Genomic DNA, 15923 nt, shown 5'->3' on the forward strand with positions numbered 1-15923 from the left:
GGAAAGGTGATCGGATCGTTCAGGATCCCGTGCCGTAGTTGTGACATCGCGCTGTCACCCTCTGCGTCCCACCTCCGGCGTTATGGCCTAAGGATTCCAGCCGCCACTGCCGTATGGGCGCGTGATGATTTCGAGCAGATGCCCGTTCAGCGAAATAGAGGCCGCGTCCGCCGTCGTGATCGTTGATCTCGCTTGGTTTGCGCCGCGCGGGATCCGCCCAGTAGGTCAGCTTCCGCTTGCGAATCCGATCAAAGATCGCGTCGAACTCGGCGTCACCGACCAGGAAAGCATAGTGCTGACGCGCGAGCTCTCCTTGGATCTCCATATAGTCGAGATTGGCCTCGTTCTCGGTGGTGACCATGTAGAACGGTCCCCAGCGCCGCGGCGCCGGCAGCCCCAGCATCTCGGCCAGGAAATCGGCCGATGCCTTGCTGTCGCGAGCCGACAGAATCGTATGATTGAATTGGATAGCCATATTCGGATCTCCGCAGCCATAGGTGAAATCAAAACGAGCCGCGCATGGAGGTGGTTCCTGTTCCAATGCGCGGGGGGCGCGTCATGACTGCAGCGAGACGGCGCCGGTGTGCTGACCGCCCACGAACAGCATCTTATTGCTTATCAAAGGTGCTCGATACGCGCGCGGATGACCGTGCGACGAAACCCCATCTTCTGCCGGACAAGTCGTTCGGTGCGACCAGTAAGTCATTGATTGTTCTCGGCCCATCAGCGGCTCTATCGGAGCTCGCGATCCCGCGATACCCGTCTCCGAAGCACATCAGTCCGACTGGTTCCTGGAGCGCCTCCCTTAACTTGGGCGCGAACAAACGTCGAGCGCACCCCGATCAGAACCAAGCTCGAGAGCCCCGAGCCGCGAGTTAGGAGCATGTTCTCCCCCAAGAAAGCCGCAACTAAATCGCAACGATGAGATCCGCTAAGCATCGGTCCGCTTCGAGCACGTGAGCACGACCATCACATGAGCCTGCCACGGATTGAATTGGGCACCTAGCCGGACATCTCGTGACCGCAATGGTCGGACGTCGGCGACCAGTGACAGTGCGATCACTTCTATCCCTCCTGGAAGCGAACATGTCGCCGTGACGGAACTCCACTCAGGCGGAGCGACCAAATTTTTGCAGGCGCTCTCCGTCAGGCCCTCATTTGGTCACTTGCACACGTCGCGTCTTAGGCATTAGGCGTTCGAGCGAGGTTGCGACGGCGTCAAAACTGCTTCCCAGAGCGAGATACGGTTGAGCGTCGGCTTGCGTTAGGACCAGTTTGCCTACCGGCCGTTCGAAGTGCCGGTGGCGCTGACGTGCCTGCTTGCGTCAGGAGCCATGCACGAAATGCCGAGAGCAGGGGATTGTCGGCTTTCTCTTCCGGGCAGGCGAAATAGTACGAGCCGGCGCTTCTCAACGTGAGGCTCGACAGCACCTTCAGCTTGCCGGAGGCCAACTGGTCGGAAATCAGGAATTCAGGAAGCAGCGCCACGCCAAGACCGGAGTTCGCTGCGCTGATCAAAGTGGATTGAATATCGAAGCGTGGCCCGCGGATCACATTCGTGCCGCCAAGTTCCGCAGCATCGAACCAGCGACGCCATGCATCGGGTCGCGACACCAGATGCAGAAGCCGCAATTCGGCAATCTCACTCGCTCGCAGTTCGGCGCGCTTGCCGATAAGCTTCGGCGATCCGACCGGCAGAAGAACTTCGTCGAACAGATAGTCCGCTTGCGTGCCGGGCCAGTCGGGCTCACCGAAGTATAGCGCACCATCGAGAGCGGTCTCGCTGAAGAAGAAGCGCGTGTTGCGCGCACTCACGTTGACGGCAATGCCGGGATTCCGAGCATAGAAGTCCGGCAGGCGCGGAATGAGCCATTCGGTGCCGACGGTGGGCAGCGCCGCGATGTCCAGAACCGTGCCGTCGGCCTCGTAGCCCATGATCTCGAGTGTATCGCGCTCGATCCGCTCGATCGTCTGCGCTACACGGGTGCTGTAAGCTGTTCCGGCACGCGTCAGGGTGATCCGCTTCTTGATCCGGTGGAAGAGTCTGACGCCGAGTTGCGCCTCCAGCTGCGCGACCTGGCGCGAGACCGCACTTTCGCTCAGCGCGAGTTCGCTGGCGGCACGCGTGACGCTGAGGTGCTTGGCAGCCGCGCTGAAGGCCATCAGCGCGCCGAGGCTAGGTATTCTGCGTCGCATAGTTCATTCCAAAAACGCAAGATATCCGCAGATTAAATTGTTTGCATGCCTAAACGTGAGGCAACAAACTGGTGCGGATGATTAGAGCCTATTGAGCTGCGGCCTTCATCAAGGCCGCGCCCCTCAATGGCGTTGGGAATCTCAGCTGCAGCGCCAGCCACCCTGCAGGCGCTTCAAAGATCAATCTCAAGGGGCATATCCGTGGCGGTCAACAAATTGCATCACGAGTTCCATACGCTCGACATGGAGAGCGGCTGGCCGGTGATCTGATCGTTGGCAATGACGTGAACGGGCAAGGCGGCACGCCGTTTGCTGGATACGCTCGAAATTTCTGCAAGAGGTCCTGATACAATGAGTAATGCGAAGCCTCCCGTCATCATCGCTGGGGCAGGGCCGGTAGGCATGGTGGCAGCGGCAGATATGGTGCGACAGAACATCCCGGTTCTGGTGCTGGAGAAGAACGACCAACTGAGCAGCGAGTCGCGCGCATCGACGTTCCATCCGCCCACGCTGGACATGCTCGATGATCTCGGTTTCGCCAGCACCCTGATTGCGCAGGGCCTGAAGGCGCCGACTGTTCAATACAGTTCGTCCGAAGACGGCGTGCTCGGGACGTTCGACTTCGCGGCGATTTCCGATCTGGTGCGGCACCCGTTCCGCCTGCAGGCCGAGCAGTTCAAGCTGACGCGCATCATTTTGGATGCTTTGTCCGACAACCCGTTGTTCTCGATCGCGTTCGGCAGCGAGGTCAAATCCGTCGAGCAGACGAGCGATGCCGTCAAGGTCGTGGTCGGGGCCCAGGGACGCGACACCATACGTGAATGTGCCTGGCTGATCGGCGCCGATGGCGCGAACAGCATCGTACGCCGCAGCCAGGACATCAAATTCGAGGGCTTCACCTGGCCCGAGCGCTTTCTGGTGATGACAACTCCGGTCGATTTCACGGTGCTTCGCCCGGGTGTGTCGTCGGTCAGCTACGTCGCCGATCCCGAGCGCTGGTACTTCCTTCTCCGTATCCTCGGAGCGTGGCGCGTGATGATGCCGGTGGCTGCGGAAATCTCCGATGCCGAGGCGCTCTCCGAAGACTATGTGACGGCGTCGATCCGGCGGATCGTTCCCGCCGAGATGGACGCCCCCATCCTCCACACGACGTTGTACCGTGTGCATCAGCGCGTCGCCGCGAACTTCCGGAAAGGTCGCGCCTTCCTGGTTGGCGACGCCGCCCATATCAACAATCCGCTCGGCGGCATGGGCATGAATGGCGGCATTCACGACGCATTGAACCTGACGGCGAAGTTGGGTTCGGTCATCAATGGTACGGCCAATGAGCGCGTTCTCGCCGACTACGATCTGCAGCGTCGTACGGTCACGATGCAGGCCATTCAGGGCGATACCATTCGCAACAAGAAGAATCTCGAGGCGAAAGATGAAGCTGACCGCGCGCGTTTCCGCGACGACATTCGCGCCGCGGTCGCCGATCCGGAAAAGGGACGAGCGCTCCTGCGCCGAATTGCAATGCTGGACTCGCTCGAGCGGGCAGCTTCGCTGCATGTCGCCGCGGCCGACCAGGGGTGATCACCAATTCTCTCTTGGACGATGTCGACGGTAACCGGCTTGTCGGCCGGGCAAGAACCACGTCAGTGGAGGCACCAGTGAACTTGGAGGAGTCAATGCCATGGTTCGCCAAGATGTCATGCAGGATGTTCAGAATGCGAAGCAATGATCGACCGATGAAGTGGGCGACGTTTATTTTGGCGGCACTGCTATCGCCAGCATCCTTCGAGGTGCCCGGTGCGGCAGCGGCTGGATTCCCTGAAAAGATGATTACGATTGTCGTCCCGTATCCTGCCGGAAGCACCGCCGACGCGATTCCACGATTGGTGGGTCCGTTGATGTCCAAGTCGCTCGGTGTTCCGGTGATTATCGAAAATCGCGGCGGCGCAAACGGCTCGATCGGGGCGGTTCGCGTCGCTTCGTCACCAGCGGATGGCCACACCATTCTGCTTGCGACGACTGGCATGCTTACGATCAACCAATGGATCTATGAAAAGCCGACGTACAATCCTGAAAAGGATTTCACGCCGATCACCAATGGCGCTTCGACGCCGAACATCATCGTCGTCAATCCGTCGGTCAAGGCAAGCTCGCTGAAGGAGTTGGTGGCGCTGGCCAAAGCTGAGCCGGGCAAGCTGACATTTGCTTCGGCCGGCAATGGGAGCACGAGCCACCTGTGTGGGGAGACGTTGAAGGTGCTCGAAGGCATTGATGCCGTTCACATACCGTACCAAGGAGCAGCTCCGGCACTCCAGGATGTTGTCGGTGGTCAGGTTTCTATGATGTGCGACAACCTGTCGAATGTCGTCCAGCAGGTGCAGAGCGGAGCGCTGAGGCCGATTGTCGTGACCGCGCTTGAACGAAGCAAGCAGCTAACCGATGTGCCGACGTCCCCGGAAGCAGGATCACCTGATCTCCTCGCAGGCAACTGGTACGGCTTTGTTGCTCCATCGGCGACCCCAAAGGACGTGATCGAGAAGCTCAACAAGTGCATCGTGGAGGCCTTGCGAGATTCGACCGTCTCAGCTCGTCTGGAAAGCCTTGGTTTGACCGTGATCGCCGATGAGCCCGCCAAGTTCGGAGAAACCATCGCAAGGGATTCTGCGCGGATGGAAAATATCGTGAAGCGTGCAAAAGCAAAGGTTTTCAACTGACGCTGTCGATCAGAAGGCACCGATGATCGCGCTGAGAAGCACTTGCAGCACGAAGACGTAGGCCGCCGCTACAGCACCCAACGCCTGCAACCCGCCTCTCGCCCACAGAAACGTGTATGTGCGCAAACCGCTTTGGGTGCCTCTGCCCAAAGCTATGGGTGCTTGAAGCGGATGGGGACGACCCTTGTGAGCGGGTGGTGAGAGCTGTCATCAAAGGCGGCCTCTGGTCGCACTCTCGACTGGCGACGAGATGGTGCCCCTGGCCGGAATCGAACCAGCACTCCTTGCGGAACTCGATTTTGAGTCGAGCGCGTCTACCAGTTCCGCCACAGGGGCATTCGCCCCATCAGCCCGGAAGGCTGGCGTCGCGAAGCGGGCGGAATATAGCGGGCGGGGTGGTGGGGTCAACCCGCGCGGTTTTGATCCGGACGCGGCTCGACAGCGCCGGGTCCAGGGGATACCACCTTGGTATTGCAGGAGCTTTAGCCGTGACGCTCGCGACCGCCAATCCGCTGTCCACACATAGATCGGCCAATCCGGCGCTGACGGCGTCGACCGCCGTCGCTGTCATCGCGGCGGCGACGCTGGCGGGGGCCTGGTTTTTCCAGCTTGTGCTGGAGATCCTGCCCTGTCCGCTCTGCCTCGAGCAACGTTATGCCTATTATCTCGCGGTCCCGCTCGGAGCGCTGGTGGCGTTCGCCGCCGCGAAGGGGGCGCCGCGGCCGCTGTTGCTTGCAGGGCTCGCGGTCCTCGTGATCGCCGCACTCGTCAATGCCGGGCTCGGCGCCTACCACGCCGGCGTCGAATGGGGCTTTTGGCAGGGGCCGACCGATTGCACCGGGCCGGTCGGCAATCTCGGCAGCGCCGGCACGCTGCTGCAGCGGCTGGATACGGTGAAGGTCATCCGCTGCGACGAGGTGCAGTGGCGCTTCCTCGGCCTCTCGCTCGCCGGCTACAACGTGCTGATCTCGCTTCTGATGGCCGCCATCTCCGCCTGGGGCTTTGCTCGGACGGTAAGAGCCTGAGAGATCGCCCGTTCGTCATTTCGGGATGCGCCGAAGGCGCAGGCCGGAATCCATCGGGCAACAGGCGCAAGCGGCAAAATGGATTCCGGGCTCATCGCTTTGCGATGCCCCGGAATGACAGTCCCGTCATTGTTCCGACTACCGCTACCCACGTGGTCCCCATAGAATGACGGCTGCGCCGATCAGACATATGGAAGCGCCTGTAATGTCCCAGCGATCGGGACGTGCGCTCTCGACCGCCCAGAGCCACCCAAGCGAGGCGACAATATAGATGCCGCCATAGGTGGCGTAGGCGCGTCCCGCCGCCTCGGTCTCAACGAGCGTCAACAGGTACGCGAACACGATGAGCGAGAGCAGGCCCGGAAGCAGCCACCAGACAGGCTTGCCAAGACGCAACCAGCCCCAGAACGCAAAGCAACCGGCGATTTCAGCGATCGCGGCGCCAACATAGACGACGGCAGTTCTCATAAGGGATCATCTCTCACGGCTCCCGCTGCTGTTCAAGGCGGCGGGTCAAATCGTCGCCGTCAAACCCGCGGCGCTCGAATAAGGGGCTTCTGGTGCAGCGGCCATAATACGGTGATCGTCAATAACACCGTCGCCGTCACCACAGCGCCAGGGTGACCACCAACTCCTCTTCGTCATTCCGGGATGCGCCGAAGGCGCAGGCCCGGAATCCATTGGGCCGCTTGCGCGAGTGGAGAAATGGATTCCGGGTTCATCGCTGCGCGATGTCCCGGAATGACAGAGGAGAAGAATTCGCCAGTGTTTCCAAGGTGATTTGGGTCGTCCAGTCCTCGCGCAAAAAACATTCCGCTTCCGCTGTCGGGCAAATCAGTGATTTAACTCCGTGCGTCTCACGGCGGATGAGGGGCGGGTCGCGATCGTCACGAACGTTGCGGTGAGATGCGGTGGACGCGGGTGCTGCGAACGACGAACGCAGCTATGCGCGGACGGCGAAGTCGTGTGGTTCTGGCGCCCCGACGCTGGCGCTAAGTTTTTTGCGCGAAACAAGTTCGCGCGAGAGGCGACGGTGGCAAGAAAGCCCGGTCACCGGGAAGAGCACGAAGTAAGTCGTAAACCACTGCGCAGGGAAAGCCGGAGTGTTTTCGGTTGAACCTGTGGTCCTACCCCCGTGCTTTTTGTTGCACGGGGCCCATGGGTGCAACCGGCACCCGGCTTTCCCTGCGCCCTCTGATATCGAGGAGGGCGGAAAGTAGATGCAAAGCTCGGGCGCGAAGCGCCGCGAGAACGCGAACTCACATCCGCTGTTTCAGACGTAGGATGGGTAGAGCGAAGCGAAACCCATCATTCGCGCAGCTGGGTTCAAAGCTGATGGGTTTCGCTTCGCTCTACCCATCCTACGGGACCGCTGTTTGAAATTTGGATTAGCAAACCCTTGCTCACACCACAAAAGCCAGTGACGCCGATGCAAGGGGGGACGAGATCGTACACGGGGAAAGCCCGCCTAATCGTCCACATCCTCCTGCGGGCGGCCGAACAGGTGCACGATGCCGGGCGTCGCCAGCGTCACGAACACGAAGCGCGAGAGGTGGTGCGCGCCGACGAAGATCGGGTCGATATGCAGCGTCAGCGCCAGCGCCAGCATGGCGTCCATCGCACCGGGGGCAAAGGCGACGACGACGTCGGAGAGGCGGACCTGCGTCGTCAGCGTGATCGCGGCAACGAAGATCGCGGAGATCACGATCGCGACCGCGAACGAGCCCAGCCCGGCATTGATGTGGCTGCGCAGGGTCGAGAGCTTCATCCGTGCAAAACGCGAGCCGATCAGGGCGCCGATGCCGACCAGCGCGACGCCGCGCACCCACGGCGGCAAGCCGCCCTCGATCGCGCCGACGCCGTGGAGCAGGCTGGAGGCGAGCATGGCGCCGAACATCCAGCTTGCCGGAAATTTCGCCCAGCGCAGCACGAGCGCCGCTCCGATGGAGGCTGCGATCAGCGCCACGAGCTCGATCGGCGAGGCGCTGGCGGAGGCAATCGTCGGCGGCGCCGCCGGTGCTATGCCGAGCACCGCCAGCATCAGTGGTAAAGCGGCGGTCAGGATGATCACGCGCATGGTCTGCACCACGGCGATCGCGGCGACATCGGCGCCTTTCTCGATCGCGAGCATCGTGATTTGCGACAGCGCGCCGGGGCTGCCGGCGAGGAAAGCCGAGGTCTGGTCCCAGCCATGTACGCGCTGCAGGTAGAAGCTGCTGCCGAAGATCGAGCAGACGGTGGCGAGCGAGAGCAGCGCGATGGTGAGCGGATAGGCGCTCACATGCTGGATCAGTTGCCGCGATACCAGGGAGCCCAGCGAGATGCCGAGCAGAACCAGCACGGTCTGGGTCACCACCGGCGGCACGGTGAGCGGCCGGCCGGCGAGCGCGGCGATGCCGACCGCGATCATCGCGCCGGAAATCAGCCCGCCCGGCAGGTTCGCCCACAAAAACAGCAGGCCGCCCGCGGCGCCGATGACGAGCGTCTCGGTCGTATTGAGGATGTTCGCGCGGCTGGGAATGGCAAGCGCCATCGATGCGGGAAGCTGGTTCACGCTGGCGTTATGCCAAATCCGCAGGCCCGCGACAAATGCATCTCGCGATTGCAGCAATGCGCCGGATTTTTAGAGCGTCGCTGCTCGCCATCCCCGTGTTCGGGATGGCGGGGTGCCGCTTACTTCGCTCCCGCGCTCTTGTCGGCGGCTTCCTTCAGGCATTCGCGGCGGAATTTCTTGCGCTCCTTGCCGTGCAGACTCTTCGCATCGGCCTGCTTGGAGCATTCCAGCGAGGCGGCGCTGCGCGCCTTCTTCTCTTCCGGCGTCGGCGCCGCCTTGGTCTCGGTCTTGGCCGTGTCCTTCGGTGCGGGCGTGGTGGTTTGCGCAAAGGCGGTGCCCGTCAGCAGGAACGCGGCGAGGGCGGTTGTGGTGGCGAGGGAGGAAAACTTCGGCATGGAGCGCACCTCGAATGAGTGGACGCGAAACCGTCGTCGCCCGATGCTGAACCGCCGATGAATATCGCGCGTATCGGGCGCCACAATATTTTGAGCGGGCGGTTCGCCAATGCGTTGTCGCAAGTTCCGGTTGCGTTAGGATGCGGCCCTCGTCAACGCGCTGAGGTTTGACGGAAAGGGAGAACAACCATGACAATTCAAGCCAAACTGCTTTGTGCGATGGCCGCCTCGGGTCTTGCCGCATTCGTGATGTCGGCGCCGGCGCAGGCCCTGACCGCGCAGGAATGCAGCGCCAAGTACCAGGCAGCCAAGGCAGCCGGGACACTGGGCGGCCAGAAGTGGAACGACTTCCGCAAGGCCGAGTGCGGCGCAAACGCAACGCCAGCCGCTGCCGCGCCCGCTGCACCGACAGCCGCCGCGCCCGCGCCGGCCCCGGCCGCCAAGGAGGCCAAGAAGGAAGCTGCTCCAGCCGCAGCGCCCACGTCGCCGGCAGGACCGGCGGTATTCCCGAACGCGGTCGATCCGAAATACTCCAAGGAGACCGAGGGCAAGGCCCGCATGCACACTTGCGTCGACCAGTACAATGCCAACAAGGCCAGCAATGCCAATGGCGGCCTGAAGTGGATCCAGAAGGGCGGCGGCTACTACAGCGAATGCACCAAGCGGTTGAAGGGCGCTGCTTGATCTCCTAGGGCATGATCCGGAAAAGTGGACACCGGTTTTCCGAAAAAGATCATGCCCAAACAAAGCAAATGGCGCGGCCGGAGTACGACACTGGCCGCACCAGCCTTCATGGTGCCGTGTTTCGGCCGACATTGCGATGGGCTGTGCGGGCTCGGCAAAGCGGCGTGACATCTCGGCCCGCCGAGCGTAGACAGCGCAGGCAGCCGCGAGATTTGACATGAGCCCATCGACCGATCGTGCCGGGATCAATCCGGAACCCACGCGCCGCGCCGCGCTCGGCCTGATGGCTGTCGGCGTTACGCTGCTCAGCCGCGCTGCCGCCGCGCAGGACGAAGAGAAGGTGTTGACCGAAGCGGCCGTGCTGCGCGATCCGGAGATCCCTGTCGCCGGCAACGCCAAGGGCGACATCAGCATCGTCGAGTGGTTCGACTATCAATGTCCCTATTGCCGCAAGATCGCACCTGAACTGCAGCAAATTGCGCAGGACGATGGCAAGGTGCGCCTGGTGTGGAAGGACTGGCCGATCCTGGGCGATGTATCGAAGGTTGCATCGCGCATGGCGTTGGCGGCGAAGTATCAGGACAAGTTTCAGGCCGCGCATGAGGCGATGATGGGCCTCACCACGAAGCTGACCGAGCCGCGGATACAGGAGGTGCTCGCAGGTGCGAGCATCGATATGGATCGCTTGAAGCGCGATCTTGCGGCCAATGCCACATCAATCGATGCCATTCTTACGCGCAACAACGCGCAGGCCGAGGCGTTTGGTTTTCAGGGCACGCCGTCCTTCATCGTCGGTAAATTCCGCGTGCCCGGCATCCTGACCAAGGAGCAGTTCGTGCAGGCCATTGCCGATGCGCGCAAGGCGAACATGAGCCGCTAATGGCCGTCGTGCTCGCTAGCGCGACGAAATCCTCTGCCAATCCTCATGGGCGCGAGCCTTCAGCGCCTTCAGGTCATCGGCGGCAACGTCCCAGTTGACGATGGTGCGGCCGCTCTGCGCGAGTTGGCCGCCCGCCACGCTCGACGTTCGCATCGAATCATAGAGATAAACGCCCGCAATCAGCAGCAGCGCACCCAAGATCATTCCGAAAAACGTTCGCATGACGAAACCTCCGGTGACCGCAGATAACGGGGATGGCCGGCGGATGGTTCCGGGTCGGGCCGGAACCGCACTCACGCCCGCCCGAAGGCGCGCAACACGTAATCGATGAACACGCGTACGCGCGGCGAGAGCTGGCGATTGCGTGGGTAGAGCAGGGATACCGGGACCGAGGGCGGCGGACATTCCGTGAGCACCTCAACGAGGGCCCCGCGCCCGAGATCGGCTTCGGCGTGGAAGCGCGGCACTTGGACCAGGCCAAGGCCGAGCCGCGCGGTAGCGAGGTAGCTCTCCGGTCCCGTCACCGACATGATCGCCGGCAGCATCACTTCGCGAACTGTGCCGTCGACCACAAACTCCATCGGCCGCAGCCGTCCCGTTGTCAGCGAGCGTATCCCGATCATGCGGTGGCCTTCGAGCACATCGGGACCAGACGGCGTGCCGAAGCGCTCGAAATAACGAGCCGCCGCGCAGGTGAGGCGCTCCAGCATCACCACCTGCCTTGCGATCATGTCGCTGTCGGGCAGATGGCCGAAGCGCAACACGCAATCGACGCCTTCCTCGATCAGGTCGATCCAGCGGTCGCTCTCGCTCATATTGATCTCGATGTCGGGATATTCCGTGAAGAAGCCCGGCAGGTTCGGCAACAAGAAGTGACGCGCCAACGTGCCCTGCACTTCCAGCCGCAACAGCCCCTTCGGCTTGCCGCCGGCGAATGCACCTTCGGCATCCTCGAGGTCGGCGATCAGCGACAGGCAGCGGCGATAATACGCTTCGCCATCGAGGGTCGGGCGGACATGCCGTGTCGTGCGTTCGATCAGCCGCACGCCGAGCCGTGCCTCCAGCGATTTGACGGCGTCCGTCACCGTCGAGCGCGGCAGCCCGAGATCCTCCGCCGCCAACGAAAAGTTGCGCCGCTCCACCACGCGGGTGAACACCCGCATCGCATCGAACCGATCCATCTCGATTGTCCGAGTTTTACGAACAGTAAGGCCAAAAAATACATAATTATCCGGGAGATGGAAGCGCCTACTTTACTCCTGCCACCCAGCGGCCTGGCCGCAAATCAGCAGGAGAACAAAGATGTCGAACGGGACCAAAAAAGTAGCACTGGTAACGGGCGCCTCGCGCGGGATCGGCGCTGCGGTCGCCCAACGCCTTGCAAAGGACGGCTTCACCGTCGTGATCAATTACGCCGGAGACACCAAAGCCGCCGAGGCGGTGGCGAGCCGGATCGAAGCGGCCGGCGGACGGGCGCTTACCGCCAAGGCCGATGTCAGCGATCCCAATGCAGTGCGCGGCATGTTCGATGCGGCGGAGGCCGCCTTCGGCGGCGTCGACGTGCTCGTCAACAACGCCGGCATCATGAAGCTTGCCAGGATCGCCGACACCGATGACGCGCTGTTCGATCAGCACGTCGCCATCAACCTCAAGGGCAGCTTCAATGCGATGCGCGAGGCCGCGCGCCGGCTGCGCGACGGCGGGCGCATCATCAATTTCTCGACCAGCGTCGTCGGCACAAAGTTCGAGACCTACGGCGTCTACACCGCAACGAAGGCGGCGATCGAGGTCTTGACCGCGATCCTGTCCAAGGAATTGCGCGGACGAGCGATCACGGTCAACGCGATCGCCCCCGGTCCGACCGCGACCGATCTGTTCCTGCACGGCAAGTCGCCGGAATTGATCGACCGCCTTGCCAAGGCGAATCCGCTGGAGCGACTCGGCACGCCCGAAGACATCGCCTCGGTGGTGTCCTTCCTCGCCGGCCCCGACGGTGCCTGGATCAACGGCCAGACGCTGCGTGCCAATGGTGGTCTGGTCTGAAACTTCGACGTCGACGAGGCCTCTTGCGTCAGCGTAGCAAGCATTCCCGGGTTACGCTGGCGCTTCACCCGGGCTACGGCACTTCGTTCAGCCATTCCAGGATCGCCGCGTTCATCTCGCGCGGGTAGGTATGGCTGAGGTCGTCGAGCTCGCGATAGGTGACGGCAGCGCCGGCCGCGCTCAGCGCCTGCTGCGTCTGGCGCGCGACCTGCACCGGGAACATCCAGTCGAGCTTCCCATGCACGATATGGATCGGCAGGCCGCGCAGGCGATCCGCATCCGCCATCTGCGCCATCAACGGATGGAAGGTCGCGGCGACAGGCGCAAGATGGGTGAAGGGCGAGGCGCCGTCCAAGCCTGAAACATAGCAGAACGTGCCGCCGTCGCTCATTCCCGTCATCAGCATTCGCTTCTCGTCGATAGTCCAGCGCGCCCGCACGAAATCGAGAATGCGGACCAAATTCGGCGTGTCGATATCGTCGCCCATCAAGGCCCAGGTGCTTCCGCGCGCGGTCGGCGAGACCAGGATGGCGCCGCGGCTGCGGGCATCGCGCAGCCAGCTCCACAAGAAGCCGCGGCCATTGCCGCTGCCGCCGTGCAGCGCCATCACCAGCGGCCAGGCGCGCTCGGGTGTGTAATATTCCGGCACGTAGAGCGAAAAGCCGCCGCGGCTGCCGGGCTCGTTACTGTCGTGCAGGATGCCGGTGGTTTCACCGGCGGGCTCGGCCAGCCGCGCCAGCAGTTCGGCATCCCCGCGCAAGGCGGGATCGGTGAAGAACTCGTTCACCGGCGGCAATCGCGCGGCCAGCGGATAGAGCGCTTCCAGCGCGCGCGGCGTGTAGCGCAGCGCGCGGAACACGCTCACCAGATCGCCATTGCCGTCCTGTACCGCGCGCAGGCCCTGCCAGGCGGCGAGCGCCGCATCGCTTGCGGCTTCGAGCTGCGCGCTGATCGCGGCAAATTGCTCCGGCCAGTCGGCGAGCCGCGGGCGGACCGCGCGCAGCGCTTCGTCCGGCTCGCCCGCGATCTGCATCACATGGCCGAACTCCGGCGGGTGCAAATGGCGCGCGATGAAGCCGAGCGATTCGAGCGTCTGCAACAGCGGCGGCAGCACGGCCACGATGTCGTCCACCACGGCCTCGCTCATTGCGACGCTCCCGGTGCTCAATGCAGCCGCGGCCCCTTCAACAGTTTCGTGCGATCGATCGAGGCCAGCGTGACGTCGAAGGTGACGCCTTCGTGATAGACGGTGAGCGGCACGTCGACGCCGGCGGTGCCGAGCGACCAGAGCTTGCGATAGAAGCTCGCCTGACTCATCACCTTTTCGCCGTCAACGGCGAGGATGACGTCGCCGGTCTTCAGCTCGGCGCGCGCCGCCGGCCCCTTGCCGGCGATGCCGACTACGACAATGCGGTTGTCGATCTCGGTCGTGTACATGCCTAGCCAGGGCCGCGATGGCCGGTTGACGCGGCCATATTTGCGCAGGTCGTCGAACACCGGCATCAAGAGGTCGATCGGCACCATCATGTTGACGTGCTCGGCGCGGGCGTTGCGCTCGCGTTCGAGCTGCAGCGAGCCGATGCCGATCAATTCGCCTTTGCCGGAGATCAGCGCGGTGCCGCCCCAATTGGGATGCGCGGGATAGGTGAAGATCGCTTCATCGAGCAGATATTCCCAATAGCCTGCGAATTCCTGCTTCGCCACGATCTGGCTCGCCAGCGAGCGGGTGCGGCCGCCGGCGCCGCCGACCACGACATTGTCGCCGACCCTCGTCGCGGCGGAGGAGCCGATCGGCATTGGCTCGATGCCCGGCCGTCCCAGCGCCTGCACCAGGCCGAAGCCGGATTCGAAATCGAAGCCGAGCGGATGGCCCTCGATCACACGACCGTCGCCAAGATGCAGCCACACGGTTTCCGCTTCAGTGATGAGATAGCCGATCGTCAGCACCAGCCCGTCGTCGATCAGGACACCGTTGCCGGCGCGCTCCGTGCCGAGCGTCTCCGCGCTGAACGCGTCGGACGGGATGATGGAGTGCAGTCCCACCACGGCGGTAAGCGTGCGGTCGAGGTCGAATTTGTAGTTGCCGGAACTGGGCTGGTGCGCCGGTGGCACTTTCCATTCGGTCAAGGAAGACATGAAGGATCTCCGTAAGAATCGCGTTTCCTTCGACTAACGCCGCACCCAATAGTCAATGTCCGGTCGATCGTCCCGGAGGCAATATAACAACGAAATGAGCCCAGCGCGAGCGGGCTTCATCGTTTGGAACGACTACAAATGCGTCAGCCCCGCCGGTGCTGACGATTTTGAAACCGAACGCATCCGGGGATAGCATCGGGTCTGGCTAGCGGGTTACGCCCGAGCGGGTATGTGTCGCGGGAGCAAAGATCGTTGAAGGCGGAACGTCGCGCGCCCGCAAGTGCGGGCATCCTGATGTATCGCCGTTCGGGGGCGCGGCTGGAAGTTCTGCTCGTGCATCCCGGCGGGCCTTACTGGCGCCGCAAGGACGAGGGCGCGTGGTCGATCCCGAAGGGCGAGATGGACGGGGAAGAGGATGCAATCGCGGTGGCCCGTCGTGAATTTGCCGAGGAGACCGGCGTCGTCCTTGATCAGCCGTTTGAGCCGCTGGGCGAGATCCGCCAGCGTGCCGGAAAGCGCGTGATCGCCTTCGCCGTCGAAGGCGATCTCGATGTGCATGCTATCAGGAGTAATATGTTCGAGATCGAGTGGCCACCGAGAAGCGGGAAGATGCAGGCATTCCCTGAGATCGACCGCGCCGAATGGTTCGATCTCGCGGCCGCGCATGCGAAGATCCTCGAAGGCCAGCGGCCGCTGCTCGATCGTCTCGCCGAGCTTGTCGGCCCATCAGGGAGGAGTTTATGAGCGACCGCTTTGATCTCGCGCGCTTTGTCGATGCACAGGCTCCGGTTTATCGGCAGGTTGTGGCGGAGCTCAGCCGCGGCCGCAAGCAAAGCCACTGGATGTGGTTCATCTTCCCACAGCTTGCCGGCCTCGGGTTCAGCGCGATGGCGCAGCGTTTTGCGATCGCTTCCCGCGACGAGGCGATCGCCTATCTCCAGCATGATATCCTGGGACCGCGGCTCCTGGAGTGCATGCGTCTGGTCAACGCGGTCGAAGGCAAGACCATCCGGGACATTCTCGGCAGCCCCGATGATCTGAAGTTCCGCTCCTCGATGACCTTGTTCGCCGCCGCGTCGGCCGCTCCGGAATTTCCCGCTGCGCTGAAGAAATATTATGGCGGCGAAGCCGATCCGAGAACGCTGGAGTTGCTCGGCTAGCCAGTCCATTCGCTGTCATTCCGGGGCGCGACGAAGTCGCGAGCTATGATGTGCAATTGCACATCAGAGAATCCATCAGGCCGCATGCGCAGGTGGAGAAATGGATTCCGGGCTCGCGCTGACGCGCGCACGGAATGACGGC

General features: G+C 62.8%; 17 protein-coding genes and 1 tRNA gene. 8 read left to right on the plus strand and 10 right to left on the minus strand.

Annotation, left to right across the window (positions count from 1 at the left end; genetic code table 11):
- Positions 1 to 19: 19 nt before the first annotated feature.
- Entirely contained in the window at positions 20 to 475 is a 456-nt protein-coding gene (locus ACZIRK_RS07885) for a VOC family protein (RefSeq protein WP_245475068.1), read from the minus strand.
- 743 nt (positions 476 to 1218) lie between these two features.
- Complete coding sequence (locus ACZIRK_RS07890) at positions 1219 to 2196, minus strand: LysR substrate-binding domain-containing protein (protein WP_463327131.1); 978 nt, start codon at positions 2194 to 2196, stop codon at positions 1219 to 1221.
- Positions 2197 to 2547: 351 nt separating this feature from the next.
- Here ACZIRK_RS07890 and ACZIRK_RS07895 point away from each other — a divergent pair, with 351 nt between their 5' ends.
- Entirely contained in the window at positions 2548 to 3771 is a 1224-nt protein-coding gene (locus tag ACZIRK_RS07895; protein WP_130229811.1) for an FAD-dependent oxidoreductase, read from the plus strand.
- A 134-nt stretch (positions 3772 to 3905) separates the two neighbouring features.
- Positions 3906 to 4904: a Bug family tripartite tricarboxylate transporter substrate binding protein gene (locus ACZIRK_RS07900; RefSeq protein ID WP_456640805.1), complete on the plus strand. Its 999-nt coding sequence runs from the start codon at positions 3906 to 3908 to the stop codon at positions 4902 to 4904.
- A gap of 251 nt (positions 4905 to 5155) precedes the next feature.
- Here the strand turns inward: ACZIRK_RS07900 and ACZIRK_RS07905 are convergent.
- Positions 5156 to 5240: transfer RNA gene (locus tag ACZIRK_RS07905), tRNA-Leu, on the minus strand.
- Positions 5241 to 5392: 152 nt separating this feature from the next.
- Between ACZIRK_RS07905 and ACZIRK_RS07910 the strand changes: the two genes are divergently transcribed.
- Positions 5393 to 5929 carry a disulfide bond formation protein B gene (locus ACZIRK_RS07910; RefSeq protein WP_130230689.1) on the plus strand — a complete coding sequence of 179 codons (537 nt, stop codon included), beginning with the start codon at positions 5393 to 5395 and terminating at the stop codon, positions 5927 to 5929.
- 144 nt (positions 5930 to 6073) lie between these two features.
- Here ACZIRK_RS07910 and ACZIRK_RS07915 read toward each other — a convergent pair whose 3' ends face one another.
- From ACZIRK_RS07915 to ACZIRK_RS07925, 3 genes are all read right to left on the minus strand, one after another.
- On the minus strand, positions 6074 to 6397 hold the full coding sequence (locus ACZIRK_RS07915) for a YnfA family protein (RefSeq protein ID WP_130230691.1): 324 nt from the start codon (positions 6395 to 6397) through the stop codon (positions 6074 to 6076).
- A gap of 1000 nt (positions 6398 to 7397) precedes the next feature.
- Complete coding sequence (locus ACZIRK_RS07920; RefSeq protein WP_463327165.1) at positions 7398 to 8462, minus strand: AbrB family transcriptional regulator; 1065 nt, start codon at positions 8460 to 8462, stop codon at positions 7398 to 7400.
- Between the two features lie 140 nt (positions 8463 to 8602).
- Positions 8603 to 8878 carry a PsiF family protein gene (locus tag ACZIRK_RS07925; RefSeq protein WP_130229122.1) on the minus strand — a complete coding sequence of 92 codons (276 nt, stop codon included), beginning with the start codon at positions 8876 to 8878 and terminating at the stop codon, positions 8603 to 8605.
- Positions 8879 to 9067: 189 nt separating this feature from the next.
- Between ACZIRK_RS07925 and ACZIRK_RS07930 the strand changes: the two genes are divergently transcribed.
- Both ACZIRK_RS07930 and ACZIRK_RS07935 read left to right on the plus strand, forming a co-directional pair.
- Positions 9068 to 9562, plus strand: a complete 495-nt coding sequence (locus tag ACZIRK_RS07930; RefSeq protein ID WP_130229121.1) for a hypothetical protein — start codon at positions 9068 to 9070, stop codon at positions 9560 to 9562.
- 217 nt (positions 9563 to 9779) lie between these two features.
- Positions 9780 to 10442, plus strand: a complete 663-nt coding sequence (locus tag ACZIRK_RS07935; protein ID WP_130229120.1) for a DsbA family protein — start codon at positions 9780 to 9782, stop codon at positions 10440 to 10442.
- 15 nt (positions 10443 to 10457) lie between these two features.
- On the opposite strand, the gene ACZIRK_RS07940 is transcribed toward ACZIRK_RS07935, so the two are convergent.
- Positions 10458 to 10664, minus strand: a complete 207-nt coding sequence (locus ACZIRK_RS07940) for a hypothetical protein (RefSeq protein ID WP_028164448.1) — start codon at positions 10662 to 10664, stop codon at positions 10458 to 10460.
- 71 nt (positions 10665 to 10735) lie between these two features.
- Positions 10736 to 11623, minus strand: coding sequence for a LysR family transcriptional regulator (locus ACZIRK_RS07945; RefSeq protein ID WP_130229119.1), 888 nt, complete (start codon positions 11621 to 11623; stop codon positions 10736 to 10738).
- Between the two features lie 121 nt (positions 11624 to 11744).
- Here ACZIRK_RS07945 and ACZIRK_RS07950 point away from each other — a divergent pair, with 121 nt between their 5' ends.
- Positions 11745 to 12485 carry an SDR family oxidoreductase gene (locus ACZIRK_RS07950; protein ID WP_463327132.1) on the plus strand — a complete coding sequence of 247 codons (741 nt, stop codon included), beginning with the start codon at positions 11745 to 11747 and terminating at the stop codon, positions 12483 to 12485.
- A 73-nt stretch (positions 12486 to 12558) separates the two neighbouring features.
- On the opposite strand, the gene ACZIRK_RS07955 is transcribed toward ACZIRK_RS07950, so the two are convergent.
- Both ACZIRK_RS07955 and ACZIRK_RS07960 read right to left on the minus strand, forming a co-directional pair.
- Entirely contained in the window at positions 12559 to 13632 is a 1074-nt protein-coding gene (locus tag ACZIRK_RS07955) for a carboxylesterase family protein (protein WP_130229117.1), read from the minus strand.
- A 17-nt stretch (positions 13633 to 13649) separates the two neighbouring features.
- Entirely contained in the window at positions 13650 to 14621 is a 972-nt protein-coding gene (locus tag ACZIRK_RS07960; RefSeq protein ID WP_130229116.1) for a S1C family serine protease, read from the minus strand.
- 252 nt (positions 14622 to 14873) lie between these two features.
- On the opposite strand from ACZIRK_RS07960, the gene ACZIRK_RS07965 reads away from it, so the two are divergent.
- Complete coding sequence (locus tag ACZIRK_RS07965) at positions 14874 to 15365, plus strand: NUDIX hydrolase (RefSeq protein WP_283813312.1); 492 nt, start codon at positions 14874 to 14876, stop codon at positions 15363 to 15365.
- Complete coding sequence (locus ACZIRK_RS07970) at positions 15362 to 15781, plus strand: DUF1810 domain-containing protein (protein ID WP_130229115.1); 420 nt, start codon at positions 15362 to 15364, stop codon at positions 15779 to 15781. Before ACZIRK_RS07965 ends, ACZIRK_RS07970 begins: the two co-directional genes overlap by 4 nt.
- Positions 15782 to 15923 lie beyond the last annotated feature (142 nt).

The sequence above is a fragment of the Bradyrhizobium sp. Leo114 genome, assembly GCF_055229415.2.